General features: G+C 66.6%; 11 protein-coding genes. 10 read left to right on the top strand and 1 reads right to left on the bottom strand.

From position 1 onward, the window contains the following. The first annotated feature begins 82 nt into the window (after nucleotides 1–82). On the top strand, nucleotides 83–724 hold the full coding sequence (locus tag AAFN89_RS08410; protein WP_347537937.1) for a DUF2497 domain-containing protein: 642 nt from the start codon (nucleotides 83–85) through the stop codon (nucleotides 722–724). A gap of 139 nt (nucleotides 725–863) precedes the next feature. Further along, entirely contained in the window at nucleotides 864–3512 is a 2649-nt protein-coding gene (locus AAFN89_RS08415; protein WP_347537939.1) for a valine--tRNA ligase, read from the top strand. Nucleotides 3513–3831: 319 nt separating this feature from the next. Here AAFN89_RS08415 and AAFN89_RS08420 read toward each other — a convergent pair whose 3' ends face one another. Further along, on the bottom strand, nucleotides 3832–4881 hold the full coding sequence (locus AAFN89_RS08420; RefSeq protein WP_347537941.1) for a hypothetical protein: 1050 nt from the start codon (nucleotides 4879–4881) through the stop codon (nucleotides 3832–3834). A 138-nt stretch (nucleotides 4882–5019) separates the two neighbouring features. Here AAFN89_RS08420 and gabD point away from each other — a divergent pair, with 138 nt between their 5' ends. The 8 genes from gabD to cimA all read left to right on the top strand — a co-directional run bounded on the left by gabD (nucleotide 5020) and on the right by cimA (nucleotide 17162). Next, nucleotides 5020–6477, top strand: a complete 1458-nt coding sequence (gene gabD / locus AAFN89_RS08425) for an NADP-dependent succinate-semialdehyde dehydrogenase (RefSeq protein ID WP_347537944.1) — start codon at nucleotides 5020–5022, stop codon at nucleotides 6475–6477. A gap of 29 nt (nucleotides 6478–6506) precedes the next feature. Next, entirely contained in the window at nucleotides 6507–7892 is a 1386-nt protein-coding gene (gene gorA / locus AAFN89_RS08430; RefSeq protein WP_347537946.1) for a glutathione-disulfide reductase, read from the top strand. Nucleotides 7893–8276: 384 nt separating this feature from the next. Further along, entirely contained in the window at nucleotides 8277–9665 is a 1389-nt protein-coding gene (locus tag AAFN89_RS08435; RefSeq protein ID WP_347537948.1) for a 3-deoxy-7-phosphoheptulonate synthase class II, read from the top strand. A gap of 69 nt (nucleotides 9666–9734) precedes the next feature. Then, nucleotides 9735–10853 carry a nicotinate phosphoribosyltransferase gene (locus AAFN89_RS08440; RefSeq protein ID WP_347537950.1) on the top strand — a complete coding sequence of 373 codons (1119 nt, stop codon included), beginning with the start codon at nucleotides 9735–9737 and terminating at the stop codon, nucleotides 10851–10853. A gap of 61 nt (nucleotides 10854–10914) precedes the next feature. Beyond that, nucleotides 10915–12570, top strand: coding sequence for an NAD+ synthase (locus AAFN89_RS08445; protein ID WP_347537952.1), 1656 nt, complete (start codon nucleotides 10915–10917; stop codon nucleotides 12568–12570). Continuing rightward, nucleotides 12570–13910: a glutamate--tRNA ligase gene (gene gltX, locus AAFN89_RS08450; protein WP_347537954.1), complete on the top strand. Its 1341-nt coding sequence runs from the start codon at nucleotides 12570–12572 to the stop codon at nucleotides 13908–13910. The genes AAFN89_RS08445 and gltX overlap by 1 nt, the downstream gene beginning before the upstream one ends. Before the next feature lie 217 nt (nucleotides 13911–14127). Next, nucleotides 14128–15516: a cysteine--tRNA ligase gene (gene cysS / locus AAFN89_RS08455; RefSeq protein ID WP_347537956.1), complete on the top strand. Its 1389-nt coding sequence runs from the start codon at nucleotides 14128–14130 to the stop codon at nucleotides 15514–15516. Between the two features lie 47 nt (nucleotides 15517–15563). Next, nucleotides 15564–17162, top strand: a complete 1599-nt coding sequence (cimA, locus tag AAFN89_RS08460) for a citramalate synthase (RefSeq protein WP_347537958.1) — start codon at nucleotides 15564–15566, stop codon at nucleotides 17160–17162.

The following is a 17162-nucleotide window of genomic DNA, read 5'->3' on the forward strand; positions in this document are numbered from 1 at the left end:
GTTGGGTTTTTATTAACCTCTGGATGCCTAAAGCTGTCTGGCCTAGTCTCGCCCCTTTAGACCTCGGCCGGAACACGAGCGGATGAGCGACCAGAAGACCACTCAGGAACCGTCCATGGAGGAGATCCTGGCGTCGATTCGCCGGATCATCTCCGAGGATGGTGCGACCGCGGAGGGCGCGACCGACGCGCCCGCATCCGATGATCAGGACGATGATCAGGTCGGCGCCCAGGACGACACGCTGACCCTGACCGATGAGGTCGAGGATGACGACGTCCTGGAATTGACCGAAGTGGTCGAAGAGGCTCCGGAACCGGCGGCGGAAGAGGACGACGATCCCTTCGCGCCGGCAGAAGATGAGGATGTCGCCGCCATGGCAGACCCCGCGATCGAAGACCCCGTGACCGAAGACGACGACCCCTTCGCCGATTTCGGCGACCCGGCCGGCGATGCCGCCCCGGAGGAGGACGACCGGCTGGTTTCCGAGGTGACGGCCGCCGCGGCCGGCGCGACCTTTGCCAAGCTTGCCGACCGCCCGGCCGAGACGCCCGCCGCCTCGGCCACGCCCTGGCCCCTCGGCGCGGAGGGCCGTTCGGTGGAGGATGTGGTGCGCGAACTGCTCCGCCCCATGCTCAAGGAATGGCTCGACGACAATCTGCCGGAAATGGTGGAGCGGATCGTCGAGCGCGAGGTCGAGAAGCTTTCCCGCACCGGCCGCCGCTGACGGCCGGCCGGTTTCCCCGGCTCCTTCTCCCGATATCTCCACGCTGGCGCTCCGGCGCGACGGGCGCTAGGTATTGCCCGTCACGCGCGGCGTCCGCCGTCGCGCCTCCGGTCATTGGAAGATTGAGGAAGGTTCGGCGATGCTGGACAAGACCTACAGCGCTGCCGAGGTTGAGGCGAAGCTCTATCCCGAATGGGAGGAGACGGGCGCCTTCAAGGCGAACACGCAGTCCAACGCGCAGCCCTACACCATCATGATGCCGCCGCCGAACGTCACCGGCAGTCTGCATATGGGCCACGCGCTGAACATGACGCTGCAGGATGTCGTGACCCGCTATCAGCGCCGGCGCGGCCGCGACGCGCTATGGCAGCCGGGCACGGACCATGCCGGCATCGCCACCCAGATGGTGGTCGAACGGCAGCTCGCCCAGGAAGGGGTGTCGCGCCACGATCTGGGGCGGGAGAAATTCCTGGAGCGTATCTGGGACTGGAAGGCCGAATCCGGCGGCACGATCACCCGCCAGCTTCGCCGGCTGGGCGCTTCTCCCGACTGGGAGAAAGAACGCTTCACCATGGACGAGGGCCTGAACAAGGCCGTCCGGAAGGTGTTCGTCACCCTCTACAAGGAAGGGCTGATCTACCGCGACAAGCGGCTGGTCAACTGGGACCCGAAGCTCCGCACCGCCATCTCCGACCTGGAGGTGGAGCAGAAGGAGACGAAGGGGCATCTCTGGCACCTGCGCTACCCGTTGGCCGACGATCCCTCCCGCTCCATCATCGTCGCCACCACCCGGCCGGAGACGATGCTGGGCGACACCGCCGTCGCCGTGCATCCGGAGGACGAGCGTTACGCCGATCTGGTCGGCAAGGATGTCCTGCTGCCGATCGTCGGCCGGCGCATCCCGATCGTGGCGGACGACTATTCCGATCCGGAGGAGGGGTCGGGCGCGGTGAAGATCACGCCGGCGCACGATTTCAACGATTTCGAGGTCGGCAAGCGTCACGATCTTGAGATGATCAACGTCCTCGACGCCGATGCGCGGATGAACGAGAACGCGCCGGAGGATTATCGCGGGCTGGACCGCTACGAGGCGCGCAAGAAGGTGGTCGCCGCGTTCGAGGAGCTGGGCCTCCTGGAGAAGATCGAGGACCACACGCACATGGTGCCCTATGGCGACCGTGGCGGCGTGGCGATCGAACCCTGGCTGACCGACCAATGGTACTGCGACGCCGCGACCCTCGCCAGGCCGGCGATCGAGGCGGTGGAGCAGGGGCGCACCGTGTTTGTCCCCAAGCAGTGGGAGAACACCTATTTCGACTGGATGCGCAACATCCAGCCCTGGTGCATCAGCCGACAGCTCTGGTGGGGCCACCAGATCCCGGCCTGGTACGGGCCCGACGGCAAGTTCTTCGTCGGCGAGACGGAGGAGGAAGCCGCCGCCGAGGCCGAGCGCCACTACGGCCGGCCGACGGCGCTGGAGCGCGACCCGGACGTTCTGGACACCTGGTTCTCCTCCGCCCTCTGGCCGTTCTCCACGCTCGGCTGGCCGGACGATGTTCCGGAGGTCGCGCGCTACTATCCGGGCGACACGCTCATCACCGGCTTCGACATCATCTTCTTCTGGGTCGCCCGGATGATGATGATGGGCATCCATTTCATGGGCGAGGTGCCGTTCCGCACCGTCTACATCCATGCGCTGGTCCGGGACGAGAAGGGCCAGAAGATGTCGAAGTCGAAGGGCAACGTCATCGACCCGCTGGACCTGATCGACCGCTACGGCGCGGACGCGCTGCGCTTCACCCTCATCTCCATGGCTGCGCAGGGGAGGGACATCAAGCTTTCCGAGCAGCGGGTGGAGGGCTACCGCAACTTCGCGACGAAGCTGTGGAACGCGGCGCGCTACTGCCAGATGAACGGCTGCGTTCCCGTGCCGGGCTTCGACCCCGCGGCGGCGAAGCTCACCGTCAACCGCTGGGTCGCCGGCGAGGTGGTGGAGACGGCGCGGCGGCTGGAGACGGCGCTGGACGCCTTCCGCTTCAACGATGCGGCGGGCGCTCTCTACCAGTTCGCCTGGGGAACCTTCTGCGACTGGTATCTGGAGTTCACCAAGCCGATCCTGAATGGCGGCGACGAGGCGGCCCAGGCCGAGACCCGCGCCATGACCGCCTGGGTGCTGGACCAGATCCTCAACCTGCTGAACCCGCAGATGCCCTACCTGACGGAGGAGCTGTGGGCGCAGCTGAGCGAGGGGCGCGGCGAACGGCTGATCGGCGCGCACTGGCCGGACTATCCCGACAGCCTTGTCGACGCCGATGCCGGGGCGGAGATGGGCTGGATCGTTCGCCTCGTCTCGGCCGTCCGCACGGTCCGGTCTGAGATGAATGTGCCGGCGGGCGCGGAGATCGAGCTGCGGGTGAAGGACGCCAATGCGGAGACGGCCCGGCGGCTGGAGGCCCATGCCGACATCGTCAAGCGGCTGGCGCGGCTTGACGCCATCCAGGTGACCGACGACGCGCCGCCCAAGGGTTCCGCGCAATCGGTGCTGGACGAAGCGACGCTGATCCTCCCCCTCGCCGACGTGATCGATCTGGACCAGGAACGCGCCCGGCTCACGAAGGAGATCGCCAAGCTGGACGGCGAGATCGGCAAGATCGAGAAGAAGCTGTCGAACGAGCAGTTCCTCGCCAAGGCCCCGGAGGAGGTCGTCGCCGAACAGCGCGAACGCCAGGCCGACGCCGTCGCCACCCGGAAGAAGCTGGAAGCCGCCCTGAAAGCCGTCGCCGCCTAACCCCTCACCCTCCCGCCCGCTTCGCGGTCGGGTCCCTCCCTCTCCCCAAAGGGGCGAGGGTAAAGTTGGTAGCCCTCGCCCCTTTGGGGAGAGGGTTGGGTGAGGGGGTAGTTGGTTGGCCCTCACCGCGACGCACCGGCGCGACCGGTCGCGCGGATCGCGTGACAGGATGGCCGTGATGGGATATTATTCCTCAACGATCATTGGCTCGATTCTGCGAAAAGCCGACAAAAGCCCACAAAGGAAAAAAGCGGAACGCGAGTAAGGTTGGTAGCCCTCGCCCCTCCGGGGAGAGGGTTGGGTGAGGGGCGTTGGTTGGTTACGCCGGATCCCACAAAAACCGCGCCCTGACGATCCCATGATCCGTCGTCTGCCGTTCCGCGCCCCTCGGCTCGTCGGCGTCGATATGGTCGTTCCAGATGCGCTGGTCGCGGAACGACCAGCGGCGGTTGCGGGAATGATCGTAGAACTGCTCCGACACCAGCACATGGTCGAGCTGCGCGCGGACATCGTCATGGATGTGGGTATAGGCGACATCCCTGAAGTCGGTGAGCGCCTGGAGGAACCCCGAGGCGTAGAGCCCGTTGTCGCTGGACGAGCCGATGCGCGATCGGCGGAACCGGCGGAAGCGCGGCTGCTCCGTCAATATCGCCAGCGTGTTGGAATGGCCGTCATCGTTGAGGTCGCCCAGCAGCGCCGCCGCGCGGTCCGTTCCCTTCATCACCTCCGTCATGATCATGCGCAGCGCCGCGGCCTCCGCCGTCCGGCGGATGGTCGACAGCGCCGATCCCAGCGCCTCGCGATGGGGCCGCAACTCGTCGATGTCCGCTTCCGGCTCGTCCAGCCGGGTCGGCAGCTTCGATTTCAGATGGGCGCAGAATATCTCGATCGGCGGCGTCTCCCCATCCTCATGCTCGATCGTCAGTTGCAGGACGGTGCGAGAGAAGATGTCGATCTTCACGTCGATATCGTCATCCTCGCGATCCTCGTCCGCGCCGGCCTGTCCGTGGCCGCGCTTCAGCAGGCGGAAGTGGTCGGGAAAGTTCTTGTGGTTGCGCTTCGCCGCCGCGCGCCAGGGCCGCCGGACCGCCGCCGCCACGGCGATGTCGTACCAGTCCTCCCCGATGAAATGCAGCTCGTACTCGTCCGACAGGCCGGCCCTCTCGAACAAATCCCGCAGTGCGCCGGCCGACCACAATTCCTGGAAGGCGATCACGTCGGCCCGCATTTCGCGGATGGCTCCGGCGCACCATGCCAGCCTCCGTTCGTACTCGTCCGCAGAGAAGGGGTCCGCGTTGCGGCGCGTCCGCTCCCCCGCAAGCTGGAGGTTGTAGAGGTTGAAGCTGGCGAAGCTGACATCGCTGCCCATCGATCTTCTCCCGTTCCTGAACGCCGTCTGGAGCATAGCGCGGGATTGTTACATTCCCCGCCCTGTTCATCCGGCGGCGAGGCCGCCTATATTCCAGAGAGGCATCTCCACGAAGAACATCCCCCGAGGAACCGCATCATGAAGTTCAACGACCCGAAGCTCTTCCGTCAGCAGGCCTATATCGACGGCGCGTGGGTGGATGCCGATGGCGGCAAGACGATCGACGTGACCAACCCCGCCGACGGCTCGAAGATCGGCACGGTGCCCGATTGCGGCGCGGACGAGACGCGGCGCGCGATCGAGGCCGCCAACCGCGCCTGGCCGGCCTGGCGCCGGAAGACCGCGAAGGAGCGGGCCGCCATCCTGCGCCGCTGGCACGATTTGATGATGGAGAACCAGGAGGACCTCGCCCGGCTGATGACGCTGGAGCAGGGCAAGCCGCTGGCCGAATCGAAGGGTGAGATCGCCTATGCGGCCTCGTTCCTGGAATGGTTCGGGGAAGAGGGCAAGCGCGTCTATGGCGATACGATCCCGCCCCACATGCCCGACCGCCGCATCGTCGTGACGAAGGAGCCGGTGGGCGTCGTCGCGGCCATCACACCGTGGAATTTCCCGGCCGCGATGATCACCCGCAAGGCGGGCCCGGCGCTGGCCGCCGGCTGCCCGATCGTCATCAAGCCGGCGACCCAGACGCCCTATTCGGCCTTCGCGATGGCCGAGCTGGCCGAACGCGCGGGCGTGCCCAAGGGCATCGTCAGCGTGCTGACCGGCGGCGCGAAGGCGATCGGCGGGGAGATGACCTCCAGCCCGATCGTCCGCAAGCTGACCTTCACCGGCTCCACGGCGGTCGGCAAGCTGCTGATGGAGCAGTGCGCGGGCACGGTGAAGAAGGTGTCGATGGAGCTGGGCGGCAACGCGCCCTTCATCGTGTTCGACGACGCCGACCTCGACAAGGCGGTCGAAGGCGCGATCCAGTCGAAATACCGCAATACCGGCCAGACCTGCGTCTGCGCTAACCGCATCTTCGTCCAGGACGGCGTCTATGAGGCGTTCAACGCGAAGCTGGCGGAGGCCGTGAAGAAGATCAAGGTCGCCGACGGCATGGAGGACGGCGCCCAACTCGGCCCGCTGATCGACATGAAGGCGGTGGAGAAGGTGGAGGAGCATATCCAGGACGCCGTCGCCAAGGGCGGCCGGCTGGTCGTCGGCGGCAGCCGTCATGATCTGGGCGGCACCTTCTTCCAGCCCACCCTTGTCACCGACGTCACCACCGACATGAAGGTGATGAAGGAGGAGACGTTCGGCCCGCTCGCGCCGGTCTTCCGCTTCTCCGACGAGGAGCAGGCCGTCGCGATGGCGAACGATACGGAATTCGGGCTGGCCGCCTATTTCTACAGCCGCGACATCGGCCGCGTCTGGCGGATGTCCGAAGCGCTGGAATACGGCATCGTCGGCATCAACACCGGCATCATCTCCACGGAGGTCGCGCCCTTCGGCGGCATGAAGGAATCCGGCGTCGGCCGTGAGGGCTCGAAATACGGCATCGACGACTATCTGGAGGTCAAATACCTCTGCATGGCCGGCCTCGATAGCTGACTCTCCGCCCGTAATCCGGAAACATCCCGATGCCACAGTACGATTTCGACTATTTCGTCATCGGCGCGGGTTCGGGCGGGGTGCGCTCCGCCCGGATCGCCGCCGGCCACGGCGCGCGGGTCGCGATCGCGGAGGACCGCTATCTGGGCGGGACCTGCGTCAATGTCGGCTGCGTCCCGAAGAAGCTGCTGGCCTATGCCGCGCACTTCTCCGAGGATTTCCACGACGCCGCCGGCTTCGGCTGGACGGTCGGGGAGAGCCGGCATGACTGGGCGCGGCTGATCGCCAACAAGAATGAGGAGATCCAGCGGCTGAACGGCGTCTATCGCCGTCTGCTGGAAGGGGCGGGGGCCACGCTGATCGAAGGGCGCGCCCGCCTTGTCGACGCCCACACCGTCGCGGTCGGGGACGACCGCTACACCGCCGACAAGGTGCTGATCGCCACCGGCGGCTGGCCGGAAGTGCCGGACATCCCCGGCGCGCGGGAGTTCGCCATCACCTCCAACGAGGCGTTCTTTTTGGAGAAGATGCCCCGCCGGGTCGTCATCGTCGGCGGCGGCTATATCGGCGTGGAGTTCGCGGGCATCTTCCATGGGCTGGGGGCTGAGGTCAGCCTGATCCATCGGGGCGCGATGTTCCTGCGCGGCTTCGACGACGATCTGCGGGAGACGTTGGCCGAGGAGATGACCCGCGCCGGCATAGACCTCCGCTTCACCTCCACGGTGGAGCGGGTCGAGAAGGCGGGGGATTGCCTCTTGGCCCATCTGACCGATGGGGAGGTGCTGCAAGCCGACCAGGTCATGTTCGCCACCGGCCGTGCGCCGCACACCGCCGGTCTTGGCCTTGAGGCCGCCGGGGTGGAGATGGCGAAGAACGGCGCTGTCGTCATCGACAAGGACTACCGGACATCCGCCCCGAACATCTATGCCGTGGGCGACGTGACCGACCAGTTGCAACTGACCCCGGTCGCCATCGCGGAAGGCCATGCGCTGGCCGACATGCTGTTCGGAAAGGAGGAGGGGGAGGCGGCCAGCCTGACCAACGTGCCGACGGCGATCTTCTCCAGTCCTCCCGCCGCCGCCATCGGTCTCACTGAAGCCGATGCGCGGGAACGTGGTTCCGTCGACATCTATCGTTCGACCTTCAAGCCGATGCGCCACACGCTGGGCGGCCGGGAGGAGAAGACGATGATGAAGCTGGTCGTCGACCGCGACAGCCAGAAGGTGATCGGCTGCCATATGGTCGGGATGGACGCGCCGGAGATCATCCAGGGTTTCGCCGTGGCGATGAATGCCGGCGCGACGAAACGCGATTTCGACCGCACGATCGGCGTGCATCCCTCGGCGGCCGAGGAATTCGTGACCATGCGCACGAAGGCCCCCGATCCGGCTGCCGAGGAGCAGGCGGCGGAGTAGGATTTCAATGCTTTTCCTCCTCGTCCTGAGCCTGTCGAAGGGCGCGGGCACACATGGTTCGACAGGCTCACCATGAGGGCGTTGGGCGAGGTGTTCCGTTGCTGGTCTTTCCGATGAAGCTCGCCCGCCTTAGACCTTGTTTTTGTTGGTCATTCCGGACTTGATCCGGAATCCATGGGCCATCGCCGCTTCACCGGCGGCGAAGCCCGAATAAGGTCGCGGCCGCCTTCGACGCCGCATGTCAGCATCCTGGGGGAGAGGGGCGAAATCCTTGGAAAACCATGGTCGGTCGGCGTATAGCCTAAAATCCTTTCGATGGAGCATCGGTCCTGGAGTTATTCTGACGGGCGGATGATGACTAGAGCGCAGGTGGGAGATCAGAGGATGGCGGAGCGTTGGACGCCCGAAAGCTGGAGGACGAAGCCGGCCCGGCAGATGCCGGCCTATCCGGATGCCGTCAAACTGGCGGATGCCGAGGCCCAGCTTTCCGCTTTTCCGCCGCTGGTGTTCGCCGGCGAGGCGCGGTCGCTGAAGGCGCATCTGGCGAAGGTCGCTGCGGGCGAGGCTTTCCTGCTCCAGGGCGGCGATTGCGCCGAGGCGTTCAACGAGTTCCGGGCCGACAAGATCCGCGACACCTTCCGTGTGCTGTTGCAGATGGCGGTGGTGCTGACCTTCGGCAGTTCCATGCCCGTCGTGAAGGTCGGGCGGATGGCCGGCCAGTTCGCCAAGCCGCGGTCGTCGGACATGGAGACGATCGGCGGCGTCGACCTGCCGTCCTACCGAGGCGACATCATCAACGGCTTCGAATTCGAGGCCGAAAGCCGCGTGCCGGATCCGGAGCGGATGATCCGCGCCTACAACCAGTCGGCCTCGACGCTCAACCTGCTGCGCGCCTTCGCCCAGGGCGGCTATGCGGACCTGCACAAGGTCCATCAGTGGAATCTCGGTTTCGTCGGCCGCACGCCGGAGGGGGAGCGGTACGAGGCGTTCGCCAACCGCATCGACGAGGCGCTTCAGTTCATGGCTGCCTGCGGCGTGACCGCCGGCACCACGCCGTCGATCCGGGAAACCGATTTCTACACCAGCCACGAAGCGCTGCTGCTGCCCTATGAGCAGGCGCTGACCCGCATCGATTCCACGTCGGGCGACTGGTACGACGTGTCGTCCCACATGCTCTGGATCGGCGACCGGACGCGGCAGCTCGACGGCGCGCATGTGGAATTCCTGCGCGGGGTCAAGAATCCGGTCGGGCTGAAATGCGGCCCGACCAGCGATCCGGACGAGCTGATCCGCCTGATCGACGTGCTGAACCCGGAGGATGAGGCGGGGCGCCTGACGCTGATCGTCCGCATGGGCGCGGACAAGGTGGAGGGCCACCTGCCGGCGCTGCTGCGGCGGGTCAAGGCGGAGGGCCGGACGGTCGTCTGGTCCTGCGATCCGATGCACGGGAACACCGTGAAATCCTCCAGCGGCTACAAGACCCGCCGGTTCGACGCCATCCTGTCGGAGGTCCGGCAGTTCTTCGAGATCCACCAGGCCGAGGACACCCATCCCGGCGGCGTGCATTTCGAGTTGACGGGCCAGGATGTGACGGAATGCACCGGCGGCGCGCAGGCGATCACCGACAATGCGCTGTCGCTCCGCTATCACACCGCCTGCGACCCCCGGCTCAACGCCCATCAGGCGCTGGAACTGGCCTTCCTCCTGGCCGAGAAGCTGAAGGAGGAGCGGGCGGACCGCGACAAGGCCCGCCGCATCGCGGCCGCCGAATAGAAGAAGGGGCGCCGGTGGCGCCCCTTTCAGCGCCATATCGCAAGCCCCACTCCAGGGAAAGACAGGCCGATGAAGCCGACGGTCGAGGATATTCCACGCTGGACCGACAAGTACTTCACGCGAACCAGGGACGCGGTGGGCCGCTTCGGCGATGTGGAGGCGACCTACGCCATCTTCATGCGCCGGCCCGTCATCTCCGCGCCGCGCCTGGCGATCGACTGGCTTGAAGCCGTCGCCAAGGCGCGCGGAGTGGAGATCAGGATCGACCTCCGCTATCCGGAAGGAAAATGGGTCGGCGCGGGCGAGCCCATGATGTACGTGACCGGACCGCTCTATCATCTTGTGGATGCGGAGACGCTGTTCCTCCAGAAGATCGGGCCGGCCTCCGTCGCCGCCTACAACGCCTATCTAATGTGCGCGGAGCTGCCCCAGGTCGGCTTCCTCGCCATGGACGCCAGGCATTGCGCGGGCACGGAGATGGCGGAGCTGATGGCCTATGCCGCCAGCGTCGGGTCCGACCGGGCGAAGCGCAAGCATGACGCGGTCGGGTTCGTCGGCAACGCCACGGACGCGACGGCCCATTTCTTCGGCCAGTCCGAGGGCTTCGGCACCATGCCCCACGCGCTCATCGGTTACGCCAACTCCACCGTGCGCGCGGCGGAGATGTTCCACGAATCCCATCCCGACCAGAACCTGACCGTCCTGGTCGATTATTTCGGTCAGGAGGTCACCGACAGCCTGGAGGTCTGCCGGCGGTTCAAGGACCTTGCCGACGCCGGCCGCCTCTCCGTCCGCCTCGACACGCCCGGCGGCCGCTATGTCGAAGGGCTGGACCCGCCCAGCTCCTACGCCGTACTGGAGCGTCATATCCCCGAGGCGATCCGCGGCTATCGGGACGAGACGGAGTTGCGCTACCTGATCGGCCCCGGCGTCTCGGCGGCGGCGATCCATCATATGCGCGACGCGCTGGATGCTGCCGGCTGCCCGAAGGTCAGGATCGTGGCGTCCTCCGGCTTCAGCCCGGCCAAATGCCGTGTCATGGCGCTGGCGAAGGCGCCGATCGACATCATCGGCACCGGCAGCTTCCTGCCGGAGAAATGGTCGGAGACCTACGCCACGGCGGACATCGTCGATTATGGCGGCCAGCCGCGCGTCAAGGTCGGCCGTGAATTCCTGCTGCGGCGGTGATTGACAGGGGCAGGCCCCTTGTTACCTTGCCGGCGTCATTCCCAACGCAACCGGACGCCCCATGACCGACCGTCTCGTGATCTCGCTCGCGCAGATCAACCCCGTCGTCGGGGACGTGCGCGGCAATCTGGCCAGGATAAGGGCCGCCCGCGCGGAAGCGGGCGCGGCCGATTTGGTCGTCTTCCCCGAACTCTGCCTCAGCGGCTATCCGCCGGAGGATCTGGTCCTCAAGCCGTTCTTCCTGGAAAGCGTGGAACAGGCTGTGGCCGAGCTGGCGGCGGAGACGGCGGACGGCCCGGCGCTGCTGGTCGGCGCGCCCTGGCGGCAGGACGGCCGGACCTACAACGCCATCCTCCTGCTGGATGGCGGAAAGGTGGAGGCGGCGCGGTTCAAGGTCGAACTGCCCAACTATGGCGTGTTCGACGAGAAGCGCGTCTTTTCGGCGGGGCCGCTGCCGGGGCCGGTCAATCTGCGCGGCGTGCGGATCGGCGTGCCGATCTGCGAGGACATCTGGATTCCCGATGTCGTCGAATGCCTGGAGGAAAGCGGCGCGGAGCTGATCGTCGCGCTGAACGCCAGCCCGTTCGAACATGACAAGGCCGAACGGCGGATGAACACGGTGCTCTCCCATGTCGTGGAAAGCGGGCTGCCCTTCATCTACCTGAATCAGGTGGGCGGACAGGACGAACTGGTGTTCGACGGCGGCTCCTTCGCCATCGGCGCCGACCGCTCGCTGCGCGTCCAGCTTCCCCGGTTCGAGGAACGCATCGTCTCCACGGTCTGGACCCGCGGCGATACCGGCTGGGCCTGCGAGGAGGCAGAGCGGGCGGAGCCGGCCGACGGGCTGGAGGCGATCTACCGGGCGATGGTGCTGGGCCTGCGCGATTATATCGGCAAGAACGGCTTTCCGGGCGTGCTGATCGGCCTCTCCGGCGGCATCGACAGCGCGCTCAGCGCCGCCGTGGCCGTCGACGCGGTGGGGGCGGACAAGGTCCATTGCGTGATGATGCCGTCTCCCTACACCTCGAAGGAAAGTCTGGAGGATGCGGCGGAATGCGCCCGCCTTCTCGGCTGCCGCCTGGACGAGATCTCCATAGAGCCGGCGATGCAGGCCTTCGACGCCATGCTGAAGCCTCTCTTCGACGGCCGCCCGACGGACATCACGGAGGAGAACATCCAGTCCCGCGCGCGGGGCGTCACGCTGATGGCGCTCTCCAACAAGTTTGGCCCGATGGTGCTGTCGACAGGCAACAAGTCCGAAGTGTCGGTGGGCTACGCCACGCTCTATGGCGACATGTGCGGCGGCTATTCGGTGCTGAAGGATGTCTACAAGACAACCGTCTTCGCGCTGTCCCGCTGGCGGAACCAGATGCGCCCGGCGGGCTCCATGGGGCCGGAGGGGCGGGTGATGCCGGAACGCGTCATCGCCAAGCCGCCCTCGGCCGAACTGCGGCCGGACCAGAAGGACGAGGACAGCCTGCCACCCTACGAGGCGCTGGACGACATCCTGAACTGCCTGGTGGAGCAGGATCTGGGCCTTTCCGACATCGTCGCGCGCGGCCATGAGCCGGAGACGGTGGCGAAGGTCTGGCGGCTGCTGGACCGGGCGGAATACAAGCGCCGGCAGGCCCCTCCGGGGGTCAAGATCACCTCCCGCTCTTTCGGGCGCGACCGGCGCTATCCCATCACGAACGCCGCCGTCGGCATGCTCTCCTGATGACCGTCGCCACCCGTTTCGCGCCCAGCCCCACCGGGCTGCTCCATGTCGGCAACGCGCGCACCGGCCTGATCGCCTGGCTGTTCGCTCGATCGCTCGGCGGGACCTTCGTCCTGAGACTGGACGACACCGACACCGAACGGTCGACCCCCGCTTTTGCGGAGGCGATCGAGCGCGACCTCTCCTGGCTTGGCCTTGTCTGGGACCGGCTGGTCCGCCAGACCGACCGGCAGGCGCGCTACGATGCGGCGATCGACCGGCTGAAGGCGAGCGGCCGGCTCTACCCCTGCTATGAGACGGCGGAGGAGCTGTCGCTGAAGCGCAAGACGCTACTCAATCGCCATCTGCCGCCGATCTACGATCGCGCGGCGCTGAAGCTGACGGAGGCGGAGAGGGCGGCTTATGAAAAGCAGGGGCGGCGGCCGCACTGGCGCTTCTTCCTGGAAGATGGCGCGATCGAATGGGTCGATCTTGTGCGCGGCCCCGTGCGGTTCGAGGCGAAGGACCTGTCCGACCCCGTGCTGGTCCGCGAGGACGGCCGGCCGCTCTACCATGTCTCCTCGGTCGTCGACGATATCGACCTCCGGATGACCCACATCGTGCGGGCGGAAGACCATGTCGCCAACACTGCGCTGCATGTCCAGATGTTCCGGGCGCTGGGGGCGGAGCCGCCTTCTTTCGCCCATCTGCCGCTGGTGACGGACGTGGAGGGGAAGGGGCTCTCCAAGCGGCTTGGGAGCCTCAGCCTCGAGACGCTGCGGGAGGAGCATGGGCTGGAGCCGATGGCGGTCAACAGCCTGCTCGCCAAGCTGGGAACCTCCGATCCGGTCGAACCGCGCCGCCATCTGGAGGAACTGGTGGCGGAATTCGACTGGCGGAAATTCTCCCGCGCGACTCCAAAATTCGATCCAGACGATCTGGGTCGCCTCAACGCCCGCCTCATGCACGACATGCCGTTCGAGGAGGCGGCTGACCGGCTGGCGGCGAAGGGAATGCGCGCTGATGAGGCGTTCTGGAAGGCGGTCCGCCCGAACCTGTCCCGCCTGGACGATGTCGGGGAATGGTGGCGCGTCGCCAACGGCCCGATCGACCCGGTGATCGGTGACCCCGGATTCCTGGAACGGGCGGCGGCCCTGCTGCCGGCGGAACCCTGGGGCGAGGACACCTGGGGCGAATGGACCGGCACCGTGAAGCGGGAGACGGGCATCAAGGGCAAGGCCCTCTTCATGCCCCTCCGCCAGGCTCTAACCGGCCGCGACCACGGCCCCGAACTCAAGACCCTCCTCCCCCTCATAGGCCCCACCCGCGCCCGCGCCCGCCTGGAGGGGAAGACCGCCTGACGCCCATGCTCTGAAGCGGACATGGAAGTGGACATCGTTCAGCCGTAGAGGCCGCCGAAGCCGCTGTACGCCTCGGCTTGGGCATCATACGGATCCAGACATGGAAGCGGACATCGTGGCGGCTAAAATCACCCGCCCGCGCGTCCGATGGACCGGCGCGGGAAAGTCTGATACCTCTCGCGGTCCACCAAGCCTTTGGGCGCGCAGGGCAAATCAAGTGACGCTGAAGATCCACGACACGCTGTCCCGCAGGAAGCGGGAATTCAGGCCGATCGATCCGTCGAACGTCCGGCTCTACGTGTGCGGGCCCACCGTCTACGACTACGCCCATATCGGCAATGCGCGGCCGGTCGTGGTGTTCGACGTTCTGGCCCGCCTGCTACGGCAGCATTACGGCGCGGACCATGTGACCTATGTCCGCAACATCACCGATGTCGACGACAAGATCATCGACGCCGCGCGCAAAAGCGGGGAGCCGATCGGCGCGATCACGGAGCGCACGACCCGTGCCTACCACGAGGACATGGCGGCGCTGGGCGCGCTGCCGCCCGATATCGAGCCGCGCGCGACCGACCATATCGGCCGGATGATCGCGATGATCGAACGGCTGATCAAGGGCGGACATGGCTATGAGGCCGACGGGCACGTGCTGTTCCACGTTCCCTCGATGCCGGACTATGGCCGCCTGTCCGGCAACAGCCGGGACGAGCAGATCGCCGGGGCGCGGGTCGATGTCGCCTCCTACAAGAAGGACCCGGCGGATTTCGTGCTGTGGAAGCCGTCCGCCGGCGACCAGCCGGGCTGGGACAGCCCGTGGGGGAGGGGGCGTCCGGGCTGGCATATCGAATGCTCCGCCATGGCAGGCGAACATCTGGGGACGGAATTCGACATCCATGGCGGCGGGCAGGATCTGATCTTCCCCCACCATGAGAACGAGATCGCGCAGAGCCGGTGCGCCCACGGCACGGATCGGATGGCCAACTACTGGATGCACAACGGCTATCTGATGGCCGAGGGCGAGAAGATGTCCAAGAGCCTGGGCAACTTCTACACCGTGCGCCAGTTGCTGGAGGAAGGCTGGCCGGGGGAGGCGCTTCGCCTCGCGCTTCTGTCCATCCATTATCGCCAGCCGCTGGATTTCACCCGGGCGTCGCTGCGCGAGGCGAAGGCGCGGCTGGACCGCTGGTACCGCGCCAAGGCGCGGCTGGAGAGCGTTGAGGCAACTGACGCCGCCGACACCGATGAACGGGCGCTCTGCGACGCGCTGGACGACGACCTCAACACCGCCCTGGCCTTCGCCACAATCGACCGGCAGGCCGACGCCGTGATCGGCGCGGAGGAGGCCGGCCTTCCGGCGCTGAAGGGACCGTTCCTGCGCAATGCGGAATTGCTCGGCGTCCTTTCGCTCGATTCCGCGCAATGGTTCAGGGGCGGCACGTCCGACGATGACAAGACGGTCATCGACGCGCTGATCGCCGAGCGCCTTGCGGCGCGGGCGCGGCGGGATTTCGCGGAGGCGGATCGAATTAGGGACACCCTCGCCGAGAGGGGAATAGTCTTGGAAGACAAGCCCGGCGGCGTCACGGAATGGCGCCGGGCCGGATGATCCCGACGGCCCGCGCGGCGGGCCGATGAAGCACAGAATGTTCCGCCATGACCGACGATAACCGCGTCTACCTTTTCGACACCACGCTGCGCGACGGCGCCCAGACGCAAGGCGTCGATTTCACCGTCGCCGACAAGATCGAGATCGCGCGAGAGCTGGACCGGCTCGGCATCGACTATGTCGAGGGCGGCTGGCCCGGCGCCAACCCGACCGACGACAGGCTGTTCGCCGAACCGCCGGCGCTGGAGCGATCCATCTTCACCGCCTTCGGCATGACCCAGCGCCCCGGCCGGTCGGCGGCCAACGATCCGGGGCTATCGGCCCTGCTGGATGCCAGGGTCGACGCCGTCTGCATGGTCGGCAAGACCTGGGACTTCCATGTCGATGTCGCGCTGGGCATCCCGCGCGACCAGAATCTGGAATTGATCGGTTCCAGCATTGCCGAGGCCGCGCGCCGCAAGAGCCAGGCGATGTTCGACTGCGAGCATTTCTTCGACGGCTACAAGGCCAATCCGGACTACGCGCTGGCCTGCGCCAAGGCGGCCTACGAGGCGGGCGCACGCTGGGTCGTCCTCTGCGACACCAATGGCGGCACGCTGCCCGACGAGATCGAGAGGATCGTGGGGGAGGTCATCCGACACATCCCCGGCGACCGGCTGGGCATCCATGCGCACAACGATACGGAGAATGCGGTCGCCAACAGCCTCGCCGCCGTGCGGGCGGGGGTGCGCCAGGTGCAGGGCACGATCAACGGGCTGGGCGAACGCTGCGGCAACGCCAACCTGATCTCCCTCATCCCGTCGCTGATGCTGAAGATGGGTTATGAGACGGGCGTGACGGAGGAGGGGCTAAAATCGCTGACCCATCTGTCGCGCTGGTTCGATGAGCATCTGAACCGCGCGCCGTCGCGGAACGCGCCCTATGTCGGCGAAAGCGCCTTCGCCCATAAGGGCGGGCTCCACGTCTCCGCCGTCGCCAAGGACCCCCGCTCCTATGAGCATGTGCCGCCTGAAACGGTCGGCAACCGGCGCCATATCATCGTTTCCGACCAGGCCGGCCGGGCCAACGTGCTGGCGCGGCTGAAGGAGATCGGGATCGAGGTCGACCCGAAAGATCGCGGCGTCAGGAAGCTGGTCGATCTCGTCAAGGCGCGGGAGTTCGAGGGCTACGCCTATGACGGCGCGGAGGCGAGCTTCGAGCTTCTGGCGAGGCGCACCCTCGGCCAGGTGCCGGACTATTTCGAGCTGAAGCGCTTCTCCGTCACCGACGAGCGGCGGTTCAACGCGCGGGGCGAACTGGTCACGGAATCCGAAGCCAGCGTCAAGGTCCGCGTCGGCAACGATATCCGCCACACGGTCGCCGAAGGCAACGGGCCGGTGAACGCCATCGACCTCGCGCTGCGGAAGGCGCTGGAGCCATCCTATCCCGCGCTGAAGGGGCTGCGTCTGGTCGATTACCGCGTGCGCATCCTGAAGGCGACCGACGCGTCGGGCGCCATGCCGCGCGTGTTGATCGAAAGCGCCAACGGCAATGGGGATCGCTGGTCGACGATCGGCGTCTCCACCAACGTCATCGACGCCTCGTTCGACGCGCTGGGCGACAGCTTCACCTATAAGCTGTTCCACGACGGCGTGGCGAAGGTCTGA

The organism is Inquilinus sp. CAU 1745 (genome assembly GCF_039839375.1).
Taxonomy (GTDB): Bacteria; Pseudomonadota; Alphaproteobacteria; order DSM-16000; family Inquilinaceae; genus JBDOQU01.

Bases quoted from the DNA above. Each gene is read 5' to 3' on its own strand.
- gorA (WP_347537946.1), top strand. From the start codon at position 6,507: ATGCCACAGTACGATTTCGACTATTTCGTCATCGGCGCGGGTTCGGGC.
- gabD (WP_347537944.1), top strand. From the start codon at position 5,020: ATGAAGTTCAACGACCCGAAGCTCTTCCGTCAGCAGGCCTATATCGAC.
- AAFN89_RS08435 (WP_347537948.1), top strand. From the start codon at position 8,277: ATGGCGGAGCGTTGGACGCCCGAAAGCTGGAGGACGAAGCCGGCCCGG.
- AAFN89_RS08420 (WP_347537941.1), bottom strand. From the start codon at position 4,881: ATGGGCAGCGATGTCAGCTTCGCCAGCTTCAACCTCTACAACCTCCAG.
- AAFN89_RS08410 (WP_347537937.1), top strand. From the start codon at position 83: ATGAGCGACCAGAAGACCACTCAGGAACCGTCCATGGAGGAGATCCTG.
- AAFN89_RS08415 (WP_347537939.1), top strand. From the start codon at position 864: ATGCTGGACAAGACCTACAGCGCTGCCGAGGTTGAGGCGAAGCTCTAT.
- cimA (WP_347537958.1), top strand. From the start codon at position 15,564: ATGACCGACGATAACCGCGTCTACCTTTTCGACACCACGCTGCGCGAC.
- AAFN89_RS08440 (WP_347537950.1), top strand. From the start codon at position 9,735: ATGAAGCCGACGGTCGAGGATATTCCACGCTGGACCGACAAGTACTTC.
- gltX (WP_347537954.1), top strand. From the start codon at position 12,570: ATGACCGTCGCCACCCGTTTCGCGCCCAGCCCCACCGGGCTGCTCCAT.
- AAFN89_RS08445 (WP_347537952.1), top strand. From the start codon at position 10,915: ATGACCGACCGTCTCGTGATCTCGCTCGCGCAGATCAACCCCGTCGTC.